This is a genomic window from Saccharothrix sabaoui, assembly GCF_051756985.1.
In the GTDB taxonomy this organism is placed as follows: Bacteria; Actinomycetota; Actinomycetes; order Mycobacteriales; family Pseudonocardiaceae; genus Actinosynnema.
The window spans coordinates 64,029-86,191 of the sequence record NZ_JBPKJK010000007.1 but is presented as its reverse complement, the minus strand read 5'-3'; the positions used below and the strand labels follow the sequence as shown (position 1 = coordinate 86,191).

The 22,163-nt window shown below is 70.4% G+C and carries 14 protein-coding genes; 7 read left to right on the top strand and 7 right to left on the bottom strand.

What is annotated here, in order from left to right; translation table 11 throughout:
* Positions 1-55: 55 nt before the first annotated feature.
* The 3 genes from ACR807_RS03995 to ACR807_RS03985 all read right to left on the bottom strand — a co-directional run bounded on the left by ACR807_RS03995 (position 56) and on the right by ACR807_RS03985 (position 4,455).
* On the bottom strand, positions 56-577 hold the full coding sequence (locus tag ACR807_RS03995) for a hypothetical protein (protein ID WP_438919812.1): 522 nt from the start codon (positions 575-577) through the stop codon (positions 56-58).
* Positions 578-1,164: 587 nt separating this feature from the next.
* Entirely contained in the window at positions 1,165-1,533 is a 369-nt protein-coding gene (locus ACR807_RS03990; protein WP_438919811.1) for a hypothetical protein, read from the bottom strand.
* 486 nt (positions 1,534-2,019) lie between these two features.
* The gene (locus ACR807_RS03985; protein ID WP_438919810.1) at positions 2,020-4,455 is read right to left on the bottom strand and encodes a DUF7617 domain-containing protein; all 2,436 of its coding nucleotides are present in this window, start codon (positions 4,453-4,455) and stop codon (positions 2,020-2,022) included.
* Between the two features lie 1,024 nt (positions 4,456-5,479).
* Here ACR807_RS03985 and ACR807_RS03980 point away from each other — a divergent pair.
* Positions 5,480-5,980, top strand: a complete 501-nt coding sequence (locus ACR807_RS03980) for an RICIN domain-containing protein (RefSeq protein WP_438919809.1) — start codon at positions 5,480-5,482, stop codon at positions 5,978-5,980.
* On the opposite strand, the gene ACR807_RS03975 is transcribed toward ACR807_RS03980, so the two are convergent.
* From ACR807_RS03975 to ACR807_RS03965, 3 genes are all read right to left on the bottom strand, one after another.
* Positions 5,977-6,510 carry a sortase domain-containing protein gene (locus ACR807_RS03975; protein WP_438919808.1) on the bottom strand — a complete coding sequence of 178 codons (534 nt, stop codon included), beginning with the start codon at positions 6,508-6,510 and terminating at the stop codon, positions 5,977-5,979. The two genes, ACR807_RS03980 and ACR807_RS03975, sit on opposite strands and share 4 nt — an antisense overlap.
* 68 nt (positions 6,511-6,578) lie before the next feature.
* Positions 6,579-6,917: a hypothetical protein gene (locus tag ACR807_RS03970; RefSeq protein ID WP_438919807.1), complete on the bottom strand. Its 339-nt coding sequence runs from the start codon at positions 6,915-6,917 to the stop codon at positions 6,579-6,581.
* Positions 6,918-7,467: 550 nt separating this feature from the next.
* On the bottom strand, positions 7,468-8,103 hold the full coding sequence (locus ACR807_RS03965) for an HAD family hydrolase (protein ID WP_438919806.1): 636 nt from the start codon (positions 8,101-8,103) through the stop codon (positions 7,468-7,470).
* 262 nt (positions 8,104-8,365) lie between these two features.
* Between ACR807_RS03965 and ACR807_RS03960 the strand changes: the two genes are divergently transcribed.
* The 5 genes from ACR807_RS03960 (at position 8,366) to ACR807_RS03940 (ending at position 19,718) form a co-directional block, all read left to right on the top strand.
* The gene (locus tag ACR807_RS03960) at positions 8,366-9,424 is read left to right on the top strand and encodes an alpha/beta fold hydrolase (RefSeq protein ID WP_438919805.1); all 1,059 of its coding nucleotides are present in this window, start codon (positions 8,366-8,368) and stop codon (positions 9,422-9,424) included.
* A gap of 278 nt (positions 9,425-9,702) precedes the next feature.
* Entirely contained in the window at positions 9,703-12,525 is a 2,823-nt protein-coding gene (locus ACR807_RS03955; RefSeq protein WP_438919804.1) for a DUF6603 domain-containing protein, read from the top strand.
* 13 nt (positions 12,526-12,538) lie between these two features.
* Positions 12,539-14,659, top strand: a complete 2,121-nt coding sequence (locus ACR807_RS03950) for a hypothetical protein (RefSeq protein WP_438919803.1) — start codon at positions 12,539-12,541, stop codon at positions 14,657-14,659.
* A gap of 17 nt (positions 14,660-14,676) precedes the next feature.
* Complete coding sequence (locus tag ACR807_RS03945; RefSeq protein ID WP_438919802.1) at positions 14,677-18,099, top strand: hypothetical protein; 3,423 nt, start codon at positions 14,677-14,679, stop codon at positions 18,097-18,099.
* Positions 18,096-19,718, top strand: coding sequence for a hypothetical protein (locus ACR807_RS03940; RefSeq protein WP_438919801.1), 1,623 nt, complete (start codon positions 18,096-18,098; stop codon positions 19,716-19,718). Before ACR807_RS03945 ends, ACR807_RS03940 begins: the two co-directional genes overlap by 4 nt.
* Positions 19,719-19,860: 142 nt before the next feature.
* Here the strand turns inward: ACR807_RS03940 and ACR807_RS03935 are convergent, their stop codons facing one another.
* Positions 19,861-20,433, bottom strand: a complete 573-nt coding sequence (locus ACR807_RS03935) for a DUF6247 family protein (protein ID WP_438919800.1) — start codon at positions 20,431-20,433, stop codon at positions 19,861-19,863.
* A 953-nt stretch (positions 20,434-21,386) separates the two neighbouring features.
* Here ACR807_RS03935 and ACR807_RS03930 point away from each other — a divergent pair.
* Entirely contained in the window at positions 21,387-21,536 is a 150-nt protein-coding gene (locus ACR807_RS03930; protein ID WP_438919799.1) for a hypothetical protein, read from the top strand.
* The last annotated feature ends 627 nt before the right edge of the window (positions 21,537-22,163 follow it).

Below are 22,163 nucleotides of genomic sequence, written 5' to 3'. Positions count from 1 at the left end.
ACTGCTGTCGATCGGGTGTGGCTGCCGCGGTGCCCGTCGCGCGGTGTCTACGGGTTCAGAGCACGGCGGTGAATGAGGTGGTGCCGCTGACGCTGGTCAGGCCTTGGGGGGTGAGGCAGGCGGTGAGGTCGGTGGCGGGCAGGATCTTGGTCTGCACGACGGTCGCGCCCTGGAAGAGTCCGTCGACCACGGTGCCGGTCAGGACCAGGACGGTGGTGCCGCCGGGTTTGAGGTTGATCTCGAAGCCGCCCTGGACGGTGCTGTGGTGACCGGTGTTCCAGTGGTAGGTGGAGGTGTTGGTGGTGGAGCCGGACAGGCAGCTGAACGTGCCGCTGACCAGGGCGGTGAAGGTGGAGCCGGTGATGTCGGGGTGGGTGGGGGAGACGCAGCCGCCCAGGGTGCCGGTGGCGGCGAAGTCGATCTGGCGCGGCAGCAGCGTCATGCCGGGGGAGTAGGTGCCCACCTGGGTCCCCAGCGGACAGTTGACGTCGACCACGGACGCCGACGCGGGGGAGGACAAGCCGACGGCGGCCGACAGGGTGACCACGGCGACGAGGATCAGGGAACGCAGACGCATGGGCTTCCGCCGTTCTCCGGAATCTTTCGGGGAGTCCGAGTTTCGCCGCCCCACCGTCTGTCCTCAATCGACCAAACGGCTTGCGGCGCAACACCGTGGGTATGCCGCCCACCGCAGAAGTGCGGAATCGGGCCGGACGGGATGGCGGCGTGCTTCATCGCGTGGGAAGCGGGGATCTTCGGTCGCGCGTACGGACGAGCGATCGACAGGATGTCGGTGGCGCGACAACGGTGCGGAACGACACAAGGACCCAATGGTCCGGTGGAATCGTTTTCCGGTGGTCACACGAGGCTTCCGGTGCAGACCGACACGTTCCGACCGGATGCTCATGCCATAGTGCCACGCTGTGGCATGCGGTCCACGACGGCCTCCGACGGCCGCGGTGGGCCCATGTCCGCATCCCGACGGACCTTGGTCGGGTTGACGAGCCGATCGCCGGTTGCGGCGGAGTGCATCGGCACCGGTGCGGCCGAGCAGCGGGTGGCGGTGGTCGCCACGTTCGTCGAGGCCGACACCCACTACCGCTGGGGCGGAGCCGTGACCGATACGTCACGACGATCCAGGACGCGCCTCCGCCGCACCGGGCTCTACTCGAAGGTGCCGACTCCGCCGAGGGTCCCGTACTTCAGACCGGTCAGCGCGCAGTCGACGTTCGGGAGGAACCAGGCGACCGGGATCATCTGGTCACCGGCCATCGCCCCGCTGGTGATGGTCGGCGACAGCTCGATCGGGCCCTGAGCCGGGTCGGTGTTGAACACGTAGACGAATTGGCTGGTTGCTGTGGGTGTCCACGTGATCGTGCCCGTGGCGACGACGCGGATCACCACCGAGCACGGGGTGTCGATGGTCGAGGTGGCGGTGGCGGTGTCCTCGACCACACCGGACTGCATCGTGTAGCCGGCGGCGGAGACGCAGTTGATCGAGCAGCCGCTGATGTCGCCGGGCCTGTCGGTCACCGGTCCGGTGATCGGCGGGTGAAATCGGTCTGGATCTGGATTTCACAGGTCAGGTCGCCCGGAGTGGCGATGGCCATTGGGACGGAGAGAAAGCCGAGCAACGCGATTCGGTTGGCCGTCTGTCGAGGTAGGTTCGAGTGGACAGGAGTGCGAGCCGTTGCCGTGGTGGATGCGTCGGGCGGGATCGTCGCAGGAGCCGGCACAGCGGTGCAGGACCGTGTCGGTACGTGCGGATGGGTTGCCCAGTAAGCAGATCGCCGTGCATCCGAGAGGCGAACCGATGACTGTCGCCAAGTGGCGCACCGAATCCTCGACGCCGCCTCGACGATCTGACCGACGAGTTGCGGCCGGGCGGATCCCCGCCGGCTGGCGGGCAGAAGGGAACGCCTGCTGTCGCCAAGGAGCGTTGCGTCGGGTCTCGCCATGCCGACAGCACCGGGGGCTCGACCGGTGGGACGTCGGGACGCCCCACCGGTCGGGGTCGGGTCAGCCCAGCAGGCAGAGCAGGGAGCAGGCGGTCGCCGAGGACCACGCCGAGTAGGACGGCGGGGTGTTGGCGGGCGAGTTGCGCGGCGTGTAGCTCGCCTTCGCCTGGTTGGTCAGTGGGAACAGGGTCAGCACGGCGTAGGTCGAGCAGTAGAAGCGCTTGGTCTCACCGGGTTGCAGGGTGAAGGTCCCGGCCGCCGCTTCGCACGCGGGCTCCTCGTAGTCCACGACCCGCGCGTCGGTGATGGCCACCGGGCCCTGGTTGGTGACCGTGATCCGCCAGTAGGCGGTCGCGTTGAGCAGGCCCAACGTGCCCACCGGGGCCTTCTTGGCCCATGGCCCCGCCCCGTTGGGGCCGCAGTGGGACGCGGTCTTCGAGGCGCAGATCTCCTTGTCCACCGTGATGACCGGCTGACAGGCAGGCCCCGGCGCGACGGGGACGGTGACGGTGTTGGAGGTGAACGCGCCGGTGGTGTCGACTCCGGTGGCGGTGTTCGACACGTCGGCCACGGCGCAGTCGGCGCTGATCGTGGTGCGGAAGCACACCTGGGGCGGGTCGCCGGTGAAGTCGACGACCAGCCTCGGTTGGTTGCCGCCGCCGAAGTCAGCGCCGTTGTTCAGCACCAACGTGGTGGTGACGGAGATCGTCGGGTGCGCGGTCGGCGAGACGCCGCTGAGGTCGACCGTGCCGTCGGGCGCGAAGCCGGGGGTGGCCACGGTGTCGCCGTTCTGGTCGACCACGGTCACGCGGGACGCGCCGAAGTCGACGTTGCCGGGAGTGACGCCGACGAGCCGCGCGGAGCCGTACCCCTGCACGTGGCCGGACGCGCCGTCGCAGTAGAAGTCGCCCGGGGTGAGCGAGACCTGGCCGCCGGAGCGCACGCACGGCGACGCGCCGGTGAGCGGGTCCATCGAGAACAGCACGCCCGCGTCGCCGAGACCGATCATGCAGCCCGTCGGGGTGTCGTAGGTGTAGCCGTAGTCACGGGTGACACCACCGTTCACGGTCGGGTGGGTGATCGGGTTGGGCACGCCCGCGCACGCCGACGCGGTGGTCCAGTCGTGGCAGATCGCCGCGCCGCCGTACGGGCCGCCCCAGATCGCGAGGTAGCTGCGGACGTGGCCGTTCGGATCGGTGATCACCTCGGGGTTGAACGCGATCACGCCGGCGGGCAGCCCCGCCGCCGAGGACGGGGCGGGCAGCGGCGAGCCGTCCAGGGCGTAGCAGGTCGTCACGCCGGGCGAGGACCCGGTCATGGTGGAGCAGGCGCCGACCTGCGCACCGGTTGTGCTGTAAGCGGTGTAGGCGTTGTAGGTGTAGTCGCCGGCCGCGCCGACGGGCCGGGGCGAGGCCCACCCGGCGCAGGCGGTGGAGGTGGCCGGGTCGAAGCAGCCCATGGCCGCTTGGCTGCCGGTGCCCGGCCGTGACGAAGAGGCGAACACCTTGCCCGCCACGACGGTCATCGCGCCGTAGAACCACGGGTTGCCGGGCTGGTCGCCGCTGGGCGGGACGATCGGCGCGTACGGCTGGCCGGGGCAGGCGGTGCGGGTGGCGACGTTCCAGCACAGGACCGCGCCCGTGCCGGCCAGGCCGTAGAGGTTGCCGCCGACTTCGACGAAGCCGGCCGTGTTGTTCGCGCCCGAGATGCCACCGGGGGTGGCCAGGGGCCAGTAGCCGCAGTTCGCCGCGGCGGCCAGGTCGAGGCAGCCGACCCCGACCGACGAGGTGGTCGCGGCGGTGTAGAGGACCTGGGACGGCGCGGCCGGGTCGCGGAAGTACTGGTGCGCCATCGGACTGCTGATGTCACCGGTCGCGCCGCTGCCCAACGGCCCGACGGCGGTGTTGAGCGGCTTGGGCCACGGCCCGCCCGCGCAGGGCTGCCCGGAGGCCAGGTCGATGCACACCACCTTCGGCGTGGTCGGGGCGGCGTGGTGGTAGATGTTCCAGGACTGCAGCGCGCCGGTGGGTGTGCGGTGCAGCAGCGGGGTGAAACCGTCGCCGCCGGTGGCCGTGGTGCTCGCCTGCACGGGCGGGGTCAGCAGGCCCGACAACGACGTCCCGTCCGGCTCGGCGGCCGGGTTCTGCGCTCGGACCGCGACGACACCGGAGGCGGGCTCGGCGGCTTGGAAGGTGGTGCCGTCGGTGGACCACGACGGCGTCCACCCGGGCGGCACGTCCAGCGAGCCGGTCACGTACGCCTGGCCGGCGCCCACGGTGTCGGTGATGGTGGCCGATCCGACACCTGTGCCGTTGTTGTCGTAGCCGACGACCCAGGTCGCGGCGGCGCCGTGATCGGCCGGGGAGGACACACCGACGACGGACTTCGCCAACGTCGACGTCGCGGCGGGCGCGGGATCGGCCGCCGCCCCCGGAACCGCCAGGACGGCGGCGACGAGCGCTCCTGTCGCCGACCAGATGACCACACGTCTTCGCATGACGATCCCTCATTTCGCTCTACCGGACAGCGGTCGTCGCTGTTCGGACTCAGGCACGTTAAGGATCTGTGTCGATGGAGAAACGCGGAGTCACCCGCCTGCCGCGCACGAGCGATCCAACAGCGCAGCACCCGACGGCACTCTCCTACCGACGCGAAGTATTCCAAGTGAAGGCCGCATGCGGTTTCATCCGGATGTCCCCGAGTTCGGCGTACTGCGCTTTACCGGAACGCGATAGTGCGAACTGCCTCCTACCGCGTCCGACGGCAATGGTGGGCGGTGGCAACCTCCTGTCACGTGCGAACGGCTCGTCCGCTCCACGCGGACCGCCGGCGGCGGCGTCTCGGGACGGCGGCAGGACTTGCGGCCGATTGCCGGTGACCAGTCTCGCCAGGCGTCCACCGACCGGCGGTGAAGCCTTGTCGAACAGAGCCCGTCGATCACGATGGGACAGCCACGTCAAGGTCATGGTTTCCGTCCGGTTCATCCGTTGGCCGGTTCTGCTTGGCCACTCGCCGGCGGCCGAGAACGTCACGTTGCCGGTGTTGCGGTACGAGGTCGCCGTGTCGCCCCGGACGAGTCGGTGCCCAGGGCTGGACCGGGCCGACCCCGCAGTACCCGGTGCGCCGGGCACCTTCCCGGACCGCCGCGAGAGCACCGGTTGGTGAGGCCGGCACTGTTCCGCGGTGGCGCCGGTCGCCTGATGACCGGGAAGCGGAGCTACTCGAACCAGAGCGGGCCCACTCGTCGCAGATACCGTGATGGTGGAGTGGTTCGGCGGTAGTCGAATCGGCCACCGATCCGGCGACTGCGGAGTCGGCAGGTGGGTGTGGTGACCACGTGTCACCACACCCGATGGCAGGGGGAGTCGTCAGCCCCGAGCAGGTGGTTCGAGAACACGGCCGAGGGACCGAACCACGTCTTCCGAGAACTCGTGCACATACTCGGAAGCGGCAATGGCAACGAAGCGGTTTCCGCAGTCCGAATCCGCCGGAGACCGTAGATCGAGGAGGGCAGGCAGCACATGTTCCACCGCACCTGGGCAGCGGTTCTCACAGCAACCGCTGTTCTGCTCGGCTCGTCACCCGCGGCTGCGGACCAGGACGAGTACCTGGTCTTCGTGGGCGGCGTCGACACCCGGACAGCTGTCTGGGAAGCCGGTCCCGTTCCCGGGATGCCGGTCTTCCTGAGGGAGTTCGAGAACGACCACGACGCGCACCAGTACTGGTACTGGAACCCCGAGGCGGGAACGTTCCGGAACCAGGCGAGCGGCCAGTGCCTGACCGCCGACGGCACAGCGGTGCGGCAAACGCCGTGTCGCGCCGGCGCGGAGGACCAGGTGTGGGACTGGCGTCCGGTCGACGACCCGGACATGTTCCCGGCCCTTCTGTCCAGCGTGGCGGACAGCGGCTCGTGCGTGACGCATGCGGGGCTGGACGATCCGTTGGTGCTGGAGCCCTGCGATGTCGGCCGGGCGGACCAGCAGTGGAACGTCTACGTGGAAGCGATGCGCTCCCTCGATTAGCCTCTGCGGCTTCGCTTCCCCGTGTGAGCGCGCCGCCGGGGATGGTGGCCGTGCCCTGTCGCCGACGGGGTACGGCCACCTGTTTTTCGGGCCAGGTCGGCGTAGACGATGACGTTGTCCCGGTAATCGCCGGTGGCGGGGTCGAAGGCGCCACCGCAGCTGATCAGGCGCATTCGTGGTGTGGTTGTTTCGCAGTAGACGGCGTCAGTGGGGAAGTGGTCATTGGGGCCGCGGTCGACTCGGCTGATGGCGAAGGTAGCGGTGGTGTCGTCATGGTGGATGACTTCGAAGCGGTCGCCGGGGTTGAGCTTGGCGAGGTCGTGGAAGATGCCGGGTCGGCCGTGGCCGAGCAGGACGGTGGGGCCGGTGTCGCCGGGTGCGGGGCCGTGTTTGTACCAACCGGCTTGGAGTGGCTGGTCCAGGGACGGGACCTCGGCGGTGTCGGCGTTGCTTGGTGGCCGGTCGGGCCGTGCCGGTGCGCGGTGCTCAGAGCGACTGAGGGTGCGCAGCATGGCGTTGGACTCGCTCAAGCTCCAGCTCCGTTCGAAGGTGCCCTCGGACGCGGCCAGGTACCGCCGGGCCGCGCCTATGGGGCGGACTACCGCCTGGAGCCCAGGCCGTGCAGGAAGGCGAGCAGGTGGGTGGCGGTGCAGAAGATCTCCTCGCTGACGAGGAACGGCATGCCCCCGTCGTCGCGGACTGCCTTGACCAACGCGGAGATACCTTCGTGGATCACCGGGTGACCGGGCACGATCCGGTGCAGGGACAGCAGCGCGAACAGGTGGGCGAACACGCCGCCCTCGACGATGTCCCCGTTCTGGCCGAGGCCGGTCGGACGCAGCAGGCGGGTGGTGGGTTCCGGGGCGACCGGAGTGACCCCGTTGTGGTGGTCGAACGCGTGCGACGAGGCGTCGACCCGGAACGGTTCGGGACCCACGACGACGGGGGATCGCCTTCAGTGCCGGCTTCTTGCGGTCGGAGGAGTGCCGGGCGGCGCCGGCGAAGGTGTGCTCGATGAGCCGGTGCCGATCGGGCACCGGGGTGCCGTGCAGGGGCGAGCCGATCACCGCGGCGTCGAAGGCATCGGCGTTCGCGGCACTGCGCGACAGGCATCCACGCAACCGGCCCCGCACCTGGGGCAAGAGACCCTCGCGCGCAGCAGGGGCAGCACCAACGCCGACTCGGTGACCCGGCTGCGCGGATCACCGACCACCGCCCCGCGTCCGGTCACCGAAGCCAGCAGCCGCTCGGTCAACCGCCGCGACGCGGCGGACATCGCCGGCACCGGCCGAAGAGACGGGAACGCCGGCACCGGCAGATCGACCCCGTCGCGCAGCAGCGCCGGCAGGCTCGTCCGATCGCACACCGGCCAGGACCGCTCACGCGACGGTGCCCTCGACGCGGGCGAGGGCTCGAACACCACCGGCCGGCCCGACCCGACGACACGTCGCCCAACGAGTCGCCGACCGCCACGGACCCGGGCCAATTCACGCCCACTTCCGCGCACCCGGCCAACTCCGCGCCGCCATCGCGTCCTTCGTCGCGAGCACCCACGAGGCCACCCGACCGGTGTACGGCCCGTCTGCCGTCTCGAACCGCGTGCCCCGGAACAGCTCCACACCCAGTTCGACGGCCAAGCAGGCCGCCAACTCCTCCGGTCCGCCCGAGATCAACGCGGGCAGGTAGCCGGCGTCTTTCAACGCCACGACCAGCGGAGCGGCGAAAGGGAACACCCGCCGACGCTGCCGCGACCACATCCGAGCCGCCACCGCCGACACCGCCCGGCACGCCACACCGGTCAGCATCGCGGCGAACAATCCGTGCAACCGCCCCGCGACCACCGAATCCTCCGGCTCTCCGGTCGCCGAAGCCCACCGCAACAACGTCAGCCGATCCCGAGCCGCCAACCCGGCATCGGCTGACATCGCCGGCAAGGGAGCCTCGACCAACGTCCCGTCGACATCCAGCACCGCTACTCGTATCCCAGGAGCACTCCCGACACCTCGACGTCGTCGAGGGGGAACACGATCATCTTCACCCGAAAGAGGTCCCGATCTCGCAAGGACGCCGGTCGCCTGACCGCCCAACAGTACTGCGCCCCAAGGCAAAGGGGGCGGATGCATCGACAGGACCGCACTGCACGCGTCCGCCGGGCTGGCGACAAGCCGGATATCACCGGAGAGTGAGAATTCGCCTCATCTGTCCACCCTGAGTAGGTCCCGGCAGGACACAGTGGTGTGAAAAGCGTCCATCCTGCTGATCCGGCCCTCGTCCGGACCAGGGTGACGACACTTCACGTGGTCGATCACGCCATGGGCACACGGGACTCCACCATTTACAACATGGAGTAGCACTTTGACTACTGTGGGTTCACTCCTATGGGGAATGGTCGGAATCGCAGATGCCCGCCAGGCTCGGAACCACACGGCGTGCGGGCCCACCGGGCGGAAAACGCCGACATCGGATCAGCAGCGCACCGGTCACCGAAACCAAGCCCGCGTAACCACGCCTGTCCATGTGAGCCCGTCCCAACGGAAAGGCAACGTCGTGACCACGCCCGACGAACCCGGCGACTACGCACCCACCAACGGCATCCGACTGTGGTACCGCGACGAGGGCGACCCCTCCGGCGATCCGCTGCTGCTGATCATGGGCCTGAACTCCCAGCTGATCCTGTGGCCCGATGAGATCATCGCCGCGCTCGGCGAACGCGGCTACCGGGTGATCCGCTTCGACAACCGCGACAGCGGCCTGTCGGACAAGATCGCCGCCACCATTGATCCCGACCTGGGCAAACCGGTGTACCACCTGGTAGACATGGCCGCCGACACCGTCGGGCTGCTCGACCACCTCGGTATCGACCGGGCGCACGTGGTCGGTGCCTCCATGGGCGGGATGATCGCCCAACTCGTCGCCATCCACCACGCCGAGCGGGTCGCCAGCCTGTGCTCGATCATGAGCACCACCGGCGACCCGCGGGTCGGCCAGCCCACCTTCGAAGCCGCCCTGGCCCTGCTGGCGCCCACGCCCCCCGAACGCGACAAGGCCATCGCCCACATCGCGAACATCTACCGGATCATCGGCTCCAAGACCCACGCCGACACCGAACGCGACCGCCGCCGACAAATGGCCGAGGCCTCCTACGACCGGGGCCTGCACCCCGCAGGCGCCAAACGGCAGTTCGCCGCGATCGCGGCCGCCGTCAACCGGACCCGGGGCCTGCAGCAGCTCACCATCCCGACCGCCGTCATCCACGGCGTCGAGGACAGCCTGATCAACGTCAGCGGCGGCCGGGCCACCCACGACGCCATCCGTGACTCCACCTACCTCGAACTCCGCGACATGGGCCACGACCTGCCCCAACCCCTCTGGCCGCAGCTGATCGACACCATCGACGCCAACGCCCGCAAGACCGTCGACACCCCTGCGGCCACCGGCGCCTGACGGCCGGGTGCCGGCGCCCCGGCAGTTCCGGTCCCGGCCGCCGGGTCGGACCGACACGGCGGCGGAAGTGAAGCGCTCCGGGATCGGCGAAGACCCCGGTGCGCCCTGGGTTCACGGGGTCGCGTTTCCGGATCTCGTGCCTGTACCGCGCCGGCCACCACCCCCTGTTCAACGCCGCCACACGGCAGTGTGGCCCCGATTCCGACACAGCGAAGGCCGCCCTGGTCGGTGCAGCGCCGCGAGCGTGCTCCGGCCGACAGCCCGACGACGGCTGGACGATGACGTTGGACAAGGCCCAGCTCGACATTCGTCGTTCCCAGCTCCGAGGAGTGTGGATGGTCATGCAGGTCGGCGAGTTGCGCGAACTGCTCGAGGACGGGCAAGGACGGGAGGTGGTCTTGTCCGACTCGGTGCTCGGGGTCGGTGATCCCTTCCGCCTGCTGACCCACGACGGCGTGCTGCGGGTCGACGCCACGGCGAGCGATCCGGTGGCGCTGCGGGTCACCGGAACCACCCGCACCGCGCTCGCCGGAGAGCCGGTGCCGGTGCGCCTGGTGTTCGAGCACCACGGCGAAGCGGTGGTCCGGGTGGTCCTCGAGACCGAGCTGCCGGAGCCGGGGGTGCGTGCAGGAGATCTCGCCCGGCGACTGGGTGTCGACATGCCGGACCTGCCCGACAACGGGGTGACGCGGCTGCGGCTGGTGGCGGAGCCGGCCTTGTTGACGCTGAGCGGACTGGGGGAGCACGACCGGATGGCGTTGCTCCGCCGGGACGACGAGCGGCTGCTCTTCGTCGAGAACACCGGTTGGCGGGTGCTGTGCACGTCGAACGAACTGACCGAGCAACGGCTGGCCGAGCTGGACCTGCGTCTGCCCGCGGGGCTGGCCGCCGGGGACTGGCTCCTGCTCCCGGACGGCACGGCGGTGCCCATCCGGGGCGAAAGGGTGCGGCCCCCGCTCGACCCCCGGCGCGTGGACGGCCTCGGTCGCGCCCTGCCCGCCGCGCCCACGACGACCGGGTCGACACGGGTCGGCACCGCGAGGGCCGTGCCGACCCGTGACGGCTTCGCCGTCCTCGGCCTGCCCGGCTCGGGCCGCAAGGCGGGTTGGGGCGGCATCGGCGATGCGGCGCAGGGCAAGGGCGTCAGCATCGACCACGACGCCCCACCGCTGAAAATCGCGGGCGCGTTGAACGTCGTGCCCGCCAAGGCCCCCTACCGGGTGATCGTGGGCGGGGTGCTGCTCTGGTCGTTCAAGGCGCTTTACGGCAGCGCGATGGGTGCCGTCGTGGTGCCCGAGTCCGGTACCGCCCCGTCGTTCTTCGGGTTCGGCGCGGTCGGCGCGGACCCCGGCATCGGCATCCCGGGGCTGCGGATCAGCGGGATCGCCGCGGGTATGGGCTACAACAGCCGCATGCGGGTGCCGGGTTCGGTGGACGACCTGGACGGCTTCCCGTTCCTGCAGGCCCTCAAGGACCCGGCCGCCATCGGCGGCGACCCGGGTGACCCGGTCTCCGTGCTGGGATCCCTGGTCAAGGGATCATCTCCCTGGGTCGCCCCGAAGCGGAACGAGCTGTGGCTCGCCGCCGGACTGGCGTTCAGCGTGGCCGAAATCGTGCACGCCCGCGCCTTGGCCGTGGTGCAGACCGGCGACGAGCTCACCATCGCCCTCATGGGCTTGGGCGGCACGGAGTTCCCCAAGGGCGGTGGGAAGAAGTACGCGAAGGTGGAAATAGGGCTGTTGGCGGTCATCAAACCACGCCAGGGGGAGCTGATGATCAGCGCCCAGCTCACCCCCGACTCGTTCCTCCTGGACGAGAACTGCAAGCTGCGGGGCGGGGCGGCGCTGAAGGTCTGGTACGGCGACAACTCGCGCGCCGGCGACCTCGTCTTCACCCTGGGCGGCTACCACCCCAACTACCAGGTGCCGTCGGCGTACCCGCTGGTGCCGCGGGTGGGGTTCGACTGGGCGCTGGGTGGCAACGTCACCGTCTCCGGCGACGCGTACTTCGCCATCACCCCGGAGGCGGTGATGGTCGGCGGTGGCCTCGACGTGCGCTTCCACGCGGGCCCGGTCCGCGCCTGGTGCCTGGCCGAGGTCGATGCGCTCGTCCGGTGGAAGCCGTTCTCCTTCGACGTCGGCGTCAAGGTCTCCATCGGCGTCTCGGCCTCGGTCAAAATCCTGTTCGTCCGGATCACCATCACGGTGGAGGTCGGGGTGAGCCTGCGCGTGTGGGGCCCGCCCACCGGCGGGCAGGCCAGGATCCACCTGTGGTTCATCTCCTTCACCATCGACTTCGGCCACTCCCGCAGCGCTGTGCCGAACACGCTGGACTGGAACGGGTTCCGCGAGATGCTGCCGCCGGCCGGGAGCAACGTGCGGGTGATCCCCGGCGCCGGGCTGATCGAGGTGCCGGTTCCGGGGGGCAGCCGTTCCGGCGACGCGTGGCTGGTCTCCTCGGCGGGGTTCTGCTGCACCACCGACTCCACCGTTCCCGTCACCGAGCTGTACCTGGACGGGCGCACCGGTGCGCCCGCCGAGCGCGGCGGCACTCTGAACATCCGCCCCATGCAGGAGACCGGTCGCACCAGCGTGCAGGTCGTCTCGCTCACCCGCGACGGAACCGAGCACAAGCTCACCGCGTGGTCGCGGATCCCGGTCACCGCCACCGTGCCCCAGGCGTTGTGGGGCACCGGCACCGGCACCACGCTGCCCACCGGCGACGGACACCTGATCAAGGATCAGCTCGTCGGGATCCGCCTGGCGTCGCCGCCGCTGCGCAACGGCACCTCCACCGGTTACATCGGCGAGGACGCCCTGGCCTTCGACCCGATCCGCCCCAACGGCCCCCGCCCGCTCGATCCCGACGCGCCGCCCACCGGTGCGGTGCCCCGACGTCCCGCCGGGGGAGGGGTGATCCGCCGCATCGTCGACACGGTAGCCGCCGACCGGCAGGTCGAGGCACGTGAGCGGCTCGCCGGCCGGCTCGCCGACGCGGGCCTGGACCTGGGGTTGCTCGACAACGACCTGAGTGCCTACAGCCGCGCCGCCGGGACCGCCTTCACCGCCGAGCCGATGCTCGCACCCGCCACCAGCCGATAAGAGGACGCACACCATGGCCACTGTCGGCCACCGCACCCGGTTCTTCGACCACCGCCTGCCGTCGCTGTCCGCGGGCCGGTACGTCCTCACCGTCGAGCAGACCATCACCGGACTCGACACCGGCAATTCCCTGCCCACCCGCCGACAACCGTTCGACGTGCGGCAGTCGCGCTTCACGGTGGATGCCGACGACATCCACGCCTGCTACCCGGTCCCCGGCGCGGTCGGCGCCTTCCACGAGGTGCTGCCGCACATCACCCTGGACACCCCCGCGCTGCCGTGGTTGCGGCAGCTGAAGGAGATCGCCGCGGAAGTGCCGTGGCTGGCGCTGCTGGTCTTCCGCGAAGGCGAACTCCCCGAGGACCCCGAGGCTGTGGGCCAGGTCGTCGTGTCCACGGTCGACGAGCTCCTGGCGGGTGGAGCCGGTCCGGGGCAGCCACCGGCGATCGGGGCCGAGAGCCTCTTCGACGACGAGCGCGAACTGGCGTGCCACAGCATCCACGTGTCCGCGCAGCTGTTCACCACCCTGTTCCCCAAGCCGTCCGAGATGGCGCTGCTCGCCCACGTCCGCGAGGGCGGACCGCCCGACGCGACGCGCAACTCCGACCCGGAGCCCGAGGAAGAGGACCTCAACGCCGTCGTTGTCGCCAACCGCTTTCCCGCCCAGTCGGGCGGGCAGCACGCGGTCCACCTGATCTCGCTCGACGGTGTCGAACCGTACCTGCGCGGCACCAGCACGCTCCCGAGCGGCGGGCTGCGAATGGTCTCACTGCACTCCTGGTCCTTCGAGGCACTCGCCGGCAACACCTCCGGGTTCGGCGGCTTGGTGCAGCACCTCGCCGCCGACCCGGCCCCGCAGCTGCGACTGCCCATCGACACCTCCGCCATGGACCCCGACACCCGGCAACGGCTCGACAGCGGCGCCACCGCGCTGCCGCACCGCCTCGAGTCGGGGGAGCGCACCGTCGGCTTCTACCGCGGCCCGTTCACCGCCACCCCCGCCCAGCCGCTGCCCCCACCCGCCGCGGCGCGCCTGGAATCCCCCGGCGAAGCGCTGATCTACCTGGAGCAGCACGGCGTCTTCGACACCGGCTACGCCGACGCGTTCAGCATCGGTCGCGTGCTCGCCCTCGCCGACGCCCCGTTCCGCACCGGACTCCTCGCGTTCCGCAAGGCCGCCCGCCGTGCCGCCCGCCGCCTGCTCGCACACCCCCGACTCGTCGACCGAGGATCCCGCGAGGCCGCCGCCCTGCTCGGGACCAACCTCGCCCGGAAGGACTTCGACCGGCTGCTGACCACCGAGGGCCGGCTGATGGACGCGCTCACCCGCACCGGCGCCCAACTCAACCAGGCCGAACGCCGCCCCGTTCCACGCCGGCCACCGCCCGCCCCGCCGAGCGCCGACGACCTGCGCACCACCTTGGCCGACGCGGACACCCGCGACGTCCTCAGCCGTGCCACCGCCACCCAACTCGACCCGGTCCGGGCCTGGCTCGACCGCCTGGTGCTGCTGGAGATGGTCCCGTTCGAGCACCTGGTGCCCGACGAACGCATGCTGCCCGAGGAGAGCATCCGCTTCTTCCACGTCGACGCGGGCTGGATCAGCGCCGCCGTCCACGGAGCGCTCAGCGTCGGCGTCGGACACGCGCTCGACGCCGACCTCAACAACCTCGCCGCCCGGGTGCGGGACGCGCCCGCGTGCGGGGTGCTGCTGCGTTCCCGACTCGTCCCGAACTGGCCCAAGACGGTCATCGCCGGATTCCGCGGCGACACCGAGCTCGAACCGGTGCGCCGGGCCGTCTACGGCACCGATGTGCTGCTGCTGCTCTACCCGCGGGTCATCGACACCTTCGCACTCGCCGAACCGCCGCAAGGACTGCACTTCGGAATCGGCCTGGGCGGCACCATCGAGCTGCGCAAACTCACCCCTCCCGACATCGGCACCCCCATGGACGACTTCCCCGACCCGCCCGGTTTCGGCCGCTTCCTGCGCCCCGCGGGCGATGTGCTCGACATCGCCGACAAGCTCGCGCCCGCGCTCGCCGCCGCACACGGCCGCGACGGGCTGTCCCCGGCGCAGTTCGCCCTCCAGATGATCAAAGCCCCGCAGTCGCAGACGTTCGACCGCCGCTGACCAGAACGGACCCCGCCATGCCCAACCCGACTCTGGTGGTCCCGGTCGAGGTGTCCGCGTTCGCCGTCAACGCGCAGACCCGCGACGCCGCCGACCCGTACGTATTCCAGCGCTGGCAGGCCAACTTCCGCGCCCTGACCGAGGAGAACAGGCCCTCCGAGCCGATGCCCTTCGACGGCACCGAGCAATGGCGGGACAAGCCCGAACGACTCGGCGTCTACCTTCAGTGGCAGCTCCCGGAGGCACTGTGCCGAGGCCACCAGGACGACGACAGCGGCGAGGTCGGCGACTTCCCGCTCGTCCCCAACCGCTGGCTGGTCACCCGCCGCGGCGCCGCCGGCATGCGGTCGTGGATCGTCGAGAGCGACCACCTCGACCCGGACAGCGGCACCGTGTCCTACCTGGACCCCGCCGCGCCCACCCCGACCGCCACCAAGATCGGGCGACGGCACGAACTCACCGCGCAGTCACCGTGGCGCGAACCCGACGGCGTCCGCGAGCCGTTCCTCACCGCCCTCGGACCGGGCCTGCTCACCTTCTCCGTCTTCCAGCCCTACAACACCAACGTGTTCTCGCTGCACGACACGCTGGAGGACGTCGAGGGCGACGCCCGGCTCAGCTACCACGTCGTCGGCTGGTACGCCGACGAGAGCAGCGACATCCTCAACAGCGGTGAGGACGTCACCGACATCCTGGACCGACTGGAGTGGAGCCTCGCCTCCACCCTGGGCAGCCCTCGCCGCTCGCTGCACGTCGGCAGCGCCCTGGGCGTCGACTGGCAGCCCGACGGCGACATCCCCGAATCCGACTGCCCCGACCCCGACGACATCGCCGTCTCCATCGGCAACAGCGCCGCCGAGGCCGCCGCCGTCCTGCAGGACACAGCCGGCGGTGCGAACGGGCTCAGCGAGGACGAGGCCCGCCTCTACCGCGGGTTCCTCCTCGGCGTCCTGGCCGAACTGGACCGGCCGGACGGGGACCTGTTCCCCGATCGCGCCGCGCACCACAACGGTTTCGGACCGGTACCCGGTGGATACGCCTGGCGCGTCGTGGACCGCGGCGCCCCCACCGGCCTGTCCGCCGGCGAGCGCGCCCGGCAACGCGACGTCGAGCAGGACCTCGTCACCGGTCTCAACGCCACGCAGGCCCGGCTCGACGCCCGCGAACGCGCCCTGGCCGACGCCCAGCAACACCTCTACCACCTGTGGGCCCTCGACCGGGAAACCCGCAAACCCCCCGAGTTCACCCGCCGCGTCGGCACCGAACTAGACCCGACGAACCCCGACGGCGCGGCGGGCGTCGTGGCCGCGCTCGCCGCCGAACTCCGCACCCTGCGGGAGGAGATCCCCTGGGCACGCGACGCCGACACCCTCGCCCGACGCGCCCACGCCTACGCCGTCGACCACGGCCTACCCGCCGGCCGCGTGCTCCAGCGCGTTCCCCTCGACCCGTACGAGCAGCACGCCGACCCCGTCCTGATGTTGCAGGGCGCCAACCTCAACGCCCCCATGACCCGCGGCAGCGCACTTCCCTGCCGCACCGGGGAACGCCTGGTCACCGCGGTCGGCTCGATCACCGCCGCGAGCGTGGCCGCAGACGTCGCCCAGGTGAACACCACCGGGCTCTCGCCGGTCGTGCCGGCCCTGCTCACCGAGTTCTGCATCCTCGACCGGGCACGCGAGAACGATGTGGACCTGGGCGGCGCCACCGGCACCCTCCCGGCCCTGGGCAGCGACCCCTGGCGGCAGCCCTGGCAACCCCTCTACCTCATGTGGAAGGCCGAGTACACCGCCCTGCCCTTCCAGGACGCCGACGGCACCCAGCGCTGGGAGTTCGACCGCTACCGGTACGGCTGGCAGGGCGGGGAGTTCGGTGACGCCATCACCGTCTCCGGACGCCAGACCCTCGCCCCGACCAGCGGCCACGACCAGGACGGCAAGTTCGCCGCCTACGCCCACGGCCGCGGCGACCTGCCGCCCGGCCTCATCGACGCGCTGCGTGCCCAGGTCCGCAACCTCGACCAGCTCTCCCAGCGCCTGGACGGGCTGAGCGCCGCCGTCGGCCAACGCGACCCGCGCGCCACCCTGCGCGCCATCGGCCCCGTCGCCGACCTCATCGGCAACGGCGACCAACTCGCCCCTGACCCCGGACCGCAACCGATCTCCGACTGGGACGAGTGGGAGCCCTCCGACTTCCAGGAACTGCGTTGCGGCCAGCTGCTGTTCACCGACCTGTCGGTCGTCGACCGGTTCGGCCGCGCCGTCAACCGCATCGACAACCGCCTGCACTTCGACCTCCACATCCCGCGCACCATGATCCCCCGGCACCCGGTCGGTGAGATCGCCGTCGACCGCTACGTCGAGCTGAGCCCTCGCCTGCTCCAACCGGCCCGGTTGCGCTTCGACTTCCTCTCCGCGCGGACCGACCAGGACGTCGCCCTCACCCCCGGCGCCAACCCGGTCTGCGCCTGGCTGGTCCACAACCGCCTCGACCGGTCGGTCGCCTGCTACGACCCGGCCGGGCACGCCCTCGGCGACCTGCGCACCGTCCTGGGCACCGACGGCGCCCGGACGGTCGGCTGGACCGCACTCCCGGACTCGCAGGCGCCCGAATTCGACCAGCTCGCCGAAGTGGCCCCGCACGCCCACCGCTTCCTCGACCCCATCCGGCGTGGCGGACCACAGGTGCTCGACACCTTCCGCGCCACCCTCGACGACGCACTCACCACCGTCGACCCGGAAGGCCCGGACGACCAGAGCCTCGCCTTCCTCCTCGGCCGCCCCCTCGCCCTGGTCCGCGCCCGCCTGGACCTCGACCTGTGCGGCCCGGTCCGCACGGACGTGACCTGGCTCAACGTCATCGACCGACCGCAGCCCCGCATGCCGCACTACGAGTGGATCGTGCGGCTGGGAGAGGCCGCGCAGACCGACGACGGCTTGATCGGCTACGCGCACAACGACGACTACGACCACTTCGAGACCATCGTGCCACCGAAAGGCGACTCCCGCGGTTACCTGCGCTACATCGACAAGGGTGAACGGTTCAGGCTCGCCTTCGCCGGCGAGAGCAGCGCGCGGGTCACCCTCCTCCTCGATCCCCGGGCGGCCGTCCACGCCACCACCGACATCCTCCCCGTCGCCGCGCTCCACGTTCCCGCGGAGTTCACCGACGCGGCCCTGACCGGCATGACCGTCAACTTCCGGGCCGGCCCGATCCTCGCCGGCAGCGCACAGGACGGTGCGACCGTCCTGCCGCACCCGGCCACCGCCACCGGCAGCTGGACCTGGGTCCAACGCACCGGCGCCAACTGGGCGGAGACCCCCATCACCGTGCCGGACCCCACCGAGCTGCCCGACTCCCACCACCCCGAAATCCGCTCGGGTTTCCTCGTCCTCAACGACGCCGCGCAATCGGCCCGTACCCGTGGAGCGCAGTCATGAGCACCGTGATCCAGAGCATCACCCACACCCCCGAGACGCGGACCACCGCGACCGCACTGGAGTTCGGTTACGACTCCGACCCGAGTCCGGTCCGGGTCTCCCCGTCCACCGGCAACCCGGAGTTGGCCAACCTCTTCATCGTCGGCAGCCGCCGCAGCCGCGAAGCCATCGAGTGCCGCAAGATCACCCTCGTCATCCCGACCGGAACCGCGTCCCCCGACCTCGCCCTGGACCTGGAGGGGATCAAGGCCCGGGTCAGCCTGGAGGACTGGACGCCCACACCGAACCCGCAGCAGAAGACCATCACCTTCCTGCCCACCTCCGGACACTCGACCATCAGCAAGGACGAGGGCATCACCATCGAGCTCCTGGACGTGCGCGTCAACCGGGAGGTCGGCGTGGCCCCGCTCCGCATCGAGACCGAACACCGCGTGGTCGGCGAACAGAGGTGGGAGACCGACACCGTCACGCTGGAGATCGGCAAGTTCCCCGCCAGCTTCTACCTGCGCAACTTCATCGCCACGCCGCTGTTGATCGACAACGGCGACGACGTGCGGCTCACCTGGGAAGCCGGCGGCTACGGCACCCTCCGGCTGCTCTACGACACCAGCGACTGCAACATGCACGGACAGGCGAGCCACACCGTCGCCGAGGTCACCAACACCACCGTGTTCTACCTGCGCGCCACCGTCCAAGTCGGCACCGGCACAGCGGAACACATCCTCAGCACCACCGTGAGCGTCCGCGTCCCAGACCTGGAGGTCGGCGACCTCTACGTCTACGGCAGGATCGGCAACCTGCGTTCGGCCACGAGGCCCGCAGGCGGTGGCTTGTGGACCGCGTCGAACGTTCCCGGTCTCTTCGGCACCCAGACACCCGGCCTTTTTCGCTACGGCAACCAACTGCACTGCGCGGGCACCGGTTTCCTCACCGACGATCTCCGGTGGATCACCTTCATCGACGGCTCCTGGGCCGACGTACCCATCCGTCTGAGTCTTCCGGTCGGAGCCGAACCCGCCTTCACCGAAGTTCGAGGCAGGGTGTGCTGCGTCTACCGAACCCCTGATGACGCGATGCACGTCACCTACGGTGAACGGGACGGCGCGCAGCTGTCCTGGAGTTCCCCCACCCGTATCACCGCAGCGAACTGGACAACCAGTCATCGGCCGGCCCTCACCAACGAAAACCCCAACTTGGTCAACTGCGTGTTCCGGCGACCGGACGGATCGCTGTACTGGGGCTCTGTTCCCACCACCGGGTCATGGTCTGCCGCCGAACCGATCGCCAGCGGCAACAAGACGACCCACGCACCGGATGCGGCCATGTGGGGCCTGATCCCGATGTGCGCGTACCGCACCGAAGACGGCTCGATCTACGTCCATGCCGTCACCATCTCCAACCCCAGGCCCATGCCCGGAGCACGCACCTCGGAAAAGCCCGCGCTGGTAATGAGCCCTGGTTTGAGGTGCGCCTACCTCGACGAGAACACCCGTCTGCAACTGCGCACGATGTCGGCGATCAGTACGTGGTCGCCACCGGTCGAGATCTCTCCTCTGCCCGCCACCACCAGCCCGTCGCTGGCCGTGCTCGACGACGTACTGCACGCCACCTTCCGGTAGCCGACCCCTTGGCCGGCATTGGTTTCCCGCGTGGTCAGCAGCAAGTAGGTGATCAGTCCACGCCCCTGGCCGAACGTCAGGTGCAACAGCCCGCCATCCGGACTGTCCGGGTTGAGCGGACCGCCCCGCTCGGGGACCGGGGTCAGGATTTCGAACGCCTCGCCGAGCGCGACAAGCGCCTCGGGCGGGAGCGCCCGGATCTGCTCCTGCGCATCAGGATCGATGTCGAGGGTGTACGCCATGATCGTCGTCGCCGCCCGGGCCACCGGCGACTACAGAACCAACTCCGCCCGCAACTCGTCCCACGACACGCTGCCAGGCCGGGGGCACTCGTACGACGGACCTCGACGGTGGTGTCCACCAGCTGACGGGCCGCCCCCCGGGTCTCACGGGTCAGCACCGCGACCCGCCGCCACACCTGCGCGGTCGACCGCAACTGGTCCAGACGCAGAGTCCGTCGGGCCGCGGTCAACGCGGCATCGAAAGCGGCATCGAACTCGTCGGCGTGCTCCGGCAGCAACGCGGCACGGATCAACTCCGGCGAACCGAACAGCGCGGCCGCCCCGCCATCACCAACCCACTCGGGCACCGACTCCAGACCGTCCACGTCCGCAGCCCGGCCAACAGGCCTGTCCCGCTCGGGCGAGCGGGCAGTCGGAGAGCTCACACACCGGATAGCAGGCCCGACCACCGCCACCGGACGCCGGGACACCATCGCGACCCGGGTGTCGCCCGCCGAGGTCCTCGCAGGAGAGCACGCCGGACGCGGTACCGGTGCGCCGACCGCTGTGCGAGGCAAGTCGTCCTCCAGGCCGCACACCTCGACCAAGGTGCGATGTCGACCACTGAGGGGTGCCGGGACGCCGCACTGCACCGCCGTCCGGGAGAACCGGGTGCTCCCGGACGCCCCAGCGCACGCCGCGTCGGTGGTCGAGCACGCCTTCCTCGCCGTGCGACGCCTGCGCACCGCCCGTTCGCCCCAGGCGGCGCGACCCGCGTCCACCGATTGGCCGGCACGTGCGCGCCCGCGGAGGCCACATGGACTCTCACTGGGCACACAGCCGCCCCGGCTACCGCCACCCAGGTGCGAGGCCTGAACAGGACGAGAGAGGAGCGGTGAAGAAGCTCTGCACCGGAGAAGGCGAACTGTTCAGCAGACTTGCTGCGTTACCGTCCCCGGCGAGGAGCGCCCGGTCCGGTCGCCGCACGCCGCGAAGAGGACGCATGGCAGGTCGTGGCCAATCCCGGCTTCTCGGCTCCGGCCGACCGCACCGGCCCGGACGTGGACCTGTACTGCCTGGCCTGCGCCTGGCGTTGTTCATGTCACTGACCTCGGCGATCGACCAGTACTCACCCGGGGGAGGGCTGGATATGGCCTGCGGCGCTGCCGGCGTGCTGTACGCCCCGCTCGGAACCGGCGCCCCCATTGCGAACCGGCCGAACAGTGGCTGATCCGACACAGCGCGAACGGGTCACCCCGCACTCCGTCGGGTTTCTACGACGGCCTGTCCGGCACGGCCTATGCGCTGGACCGTCTGGGACACCGCCAGCACGCACTCGTCCTCGTCGAGCGCGTGCTGGCCGAGGACTGGTGGCAACTGCCGTCGGACCCGCGCGGTGGCCTGGCCAGTATCGGGCTCACCTGGCCCACCTGGCGGAGTCGACACCATGGCCTGGTACGCCATGCCCTACTGCGGTGAACTCGCCTTTCCCGGTGAACAACTCATGTGCCTGTCCATGGACCTGGCCACCGGAACCACGGGCTGCCTGCTCGACCCCGGCGCGGCACTGCACCCCGACCAAGAGGGCTCGGTGTAGGTGGTTGGGGCGTGCCTCGACCCGTACACCGGCGGATCAACGAGCCGGAAGACTCCGACCTGTCGGAGGACGAGCCGGCGCGATTCCGCCGGTCGGTCAGCGGTCGAAGTGGAAGAGCACCGTCGGCTCCACCGCGCCGGGATTCCGACGACGGCACCGCCGCGAGCGGTGGATCGTGATCGCTCGGACCATCCGTGATCGCTCACGTTGAAGCTTGGCGCGACCACCGCTGCTGTTCCCTGTTCGCGATCGTGAACGACTCCGACCGAGCCTGCGCCCCCTGCTGCCGATCCGTCGCCCGTGCGTGGTCAGTTCCGTACAAGGAGCTGAAGATGTGAACTGCACAAGTCGATCGCGGATGGGTTGAAAGCATACGAAGCTCCCGGCGATGGTCTTGCTTGCTCGAGAAGTCATCCACCAGGATCGTCACCACATCTCCACCACGGTCACCACCCACGACGCCGGGTCGAAAAGAACTCGGGTGTCTGCGCCACTGCGGAACATGGCGGTGTCGTAACACCGTCGCCGCCTGCGCGACCGACCGGTATGCACCGTGCGATTCCTTCTGCCTTGGCTACTGTATCGCCGCTGCCCTGTCCGCCGCGTGCACGTCGACTCCGGATGCCG

Bases quoted from the DNA above. Each gene is read 5' to 3' on its own strand.
- ACR807_RS03995 (WP_438919812.1), bottom strand. From the start codon at position 577: ATGCGTCTGCGTTCCCTGATCCTCGTCGCCGTGGTCACCCTGTCGGCC.
- ACR807_RS03985 (WP_438919810.1), bottom strand. From the start codon at position 4,455: ATGCGAAGACGTGTGGTCATCTGGTCGGCGACAGGAGCGCTCGTCGCC.
- ACR807_RS03980 (WP_438919809.1), top strand. From the start codon at position 5,480: ATGTTCCACCGCACCTGGGCAGCGGTTCTCACAGCAACCGCTGTTCTG.
- ACR807_RS03965 (WP_438919806.1), bottom strand. From the start codon at position 8,103: ATGCATCCGCCCCCTTTGCCTTGGGGCGCAGTACTGTTGGGCGGTCAG.
- ACR807_RS03960 (WP_438919805.1), top strand. From the start codon at position 8,366: ATGGTCGGAATCGCAGATGCCCGCCAGGCTCGGAACCACACGGCGTGC.
- ACR807_RS03955 (WP_438919804.1), top strand. From the start codon at position 9,703: ATGACGTTGGACAAGGCCCAGCTCGACATTCGTCGTTCCCAGCTCCGA.
- ACR807_RS03950 (WP_438919803.1), top strand. From the start codon at position 12,539: ATGGCCACTGTCGGCCACCGCACCCGGTTCTTCGACCACCGCCTGCCG.
- ACR807_RS03945 (WP_438919802.1), top strand. From the start codon at position 14,677: ATGCCCAACCCGACTCTGGTGGTCCCGGTCGAGGTGTCCGCGTTCGCC.
- ACR807_RS03940 (WP_438919801.1), top strand. From the start codon at position 18,096: ATGAGCACCGTGATCCAGAGCATCACCCACACCCCCGAGACGCGGACC.
- ACR807_RS03935 (WP_438919800.1), bottom strand. From the start codon at position 20,433: ATGGTGTCCCGGCGTCCGGTGGCGGTGGTCGGGCCTGCTATCCGGTGT.
- ACR807_RS03930 (WP_438919799.1), top strand. From the start codon at position 21,387: ATGGCCTGGTACGCCATGCCCTACTGCGGTGAACTCGCCTTTCCCGGT.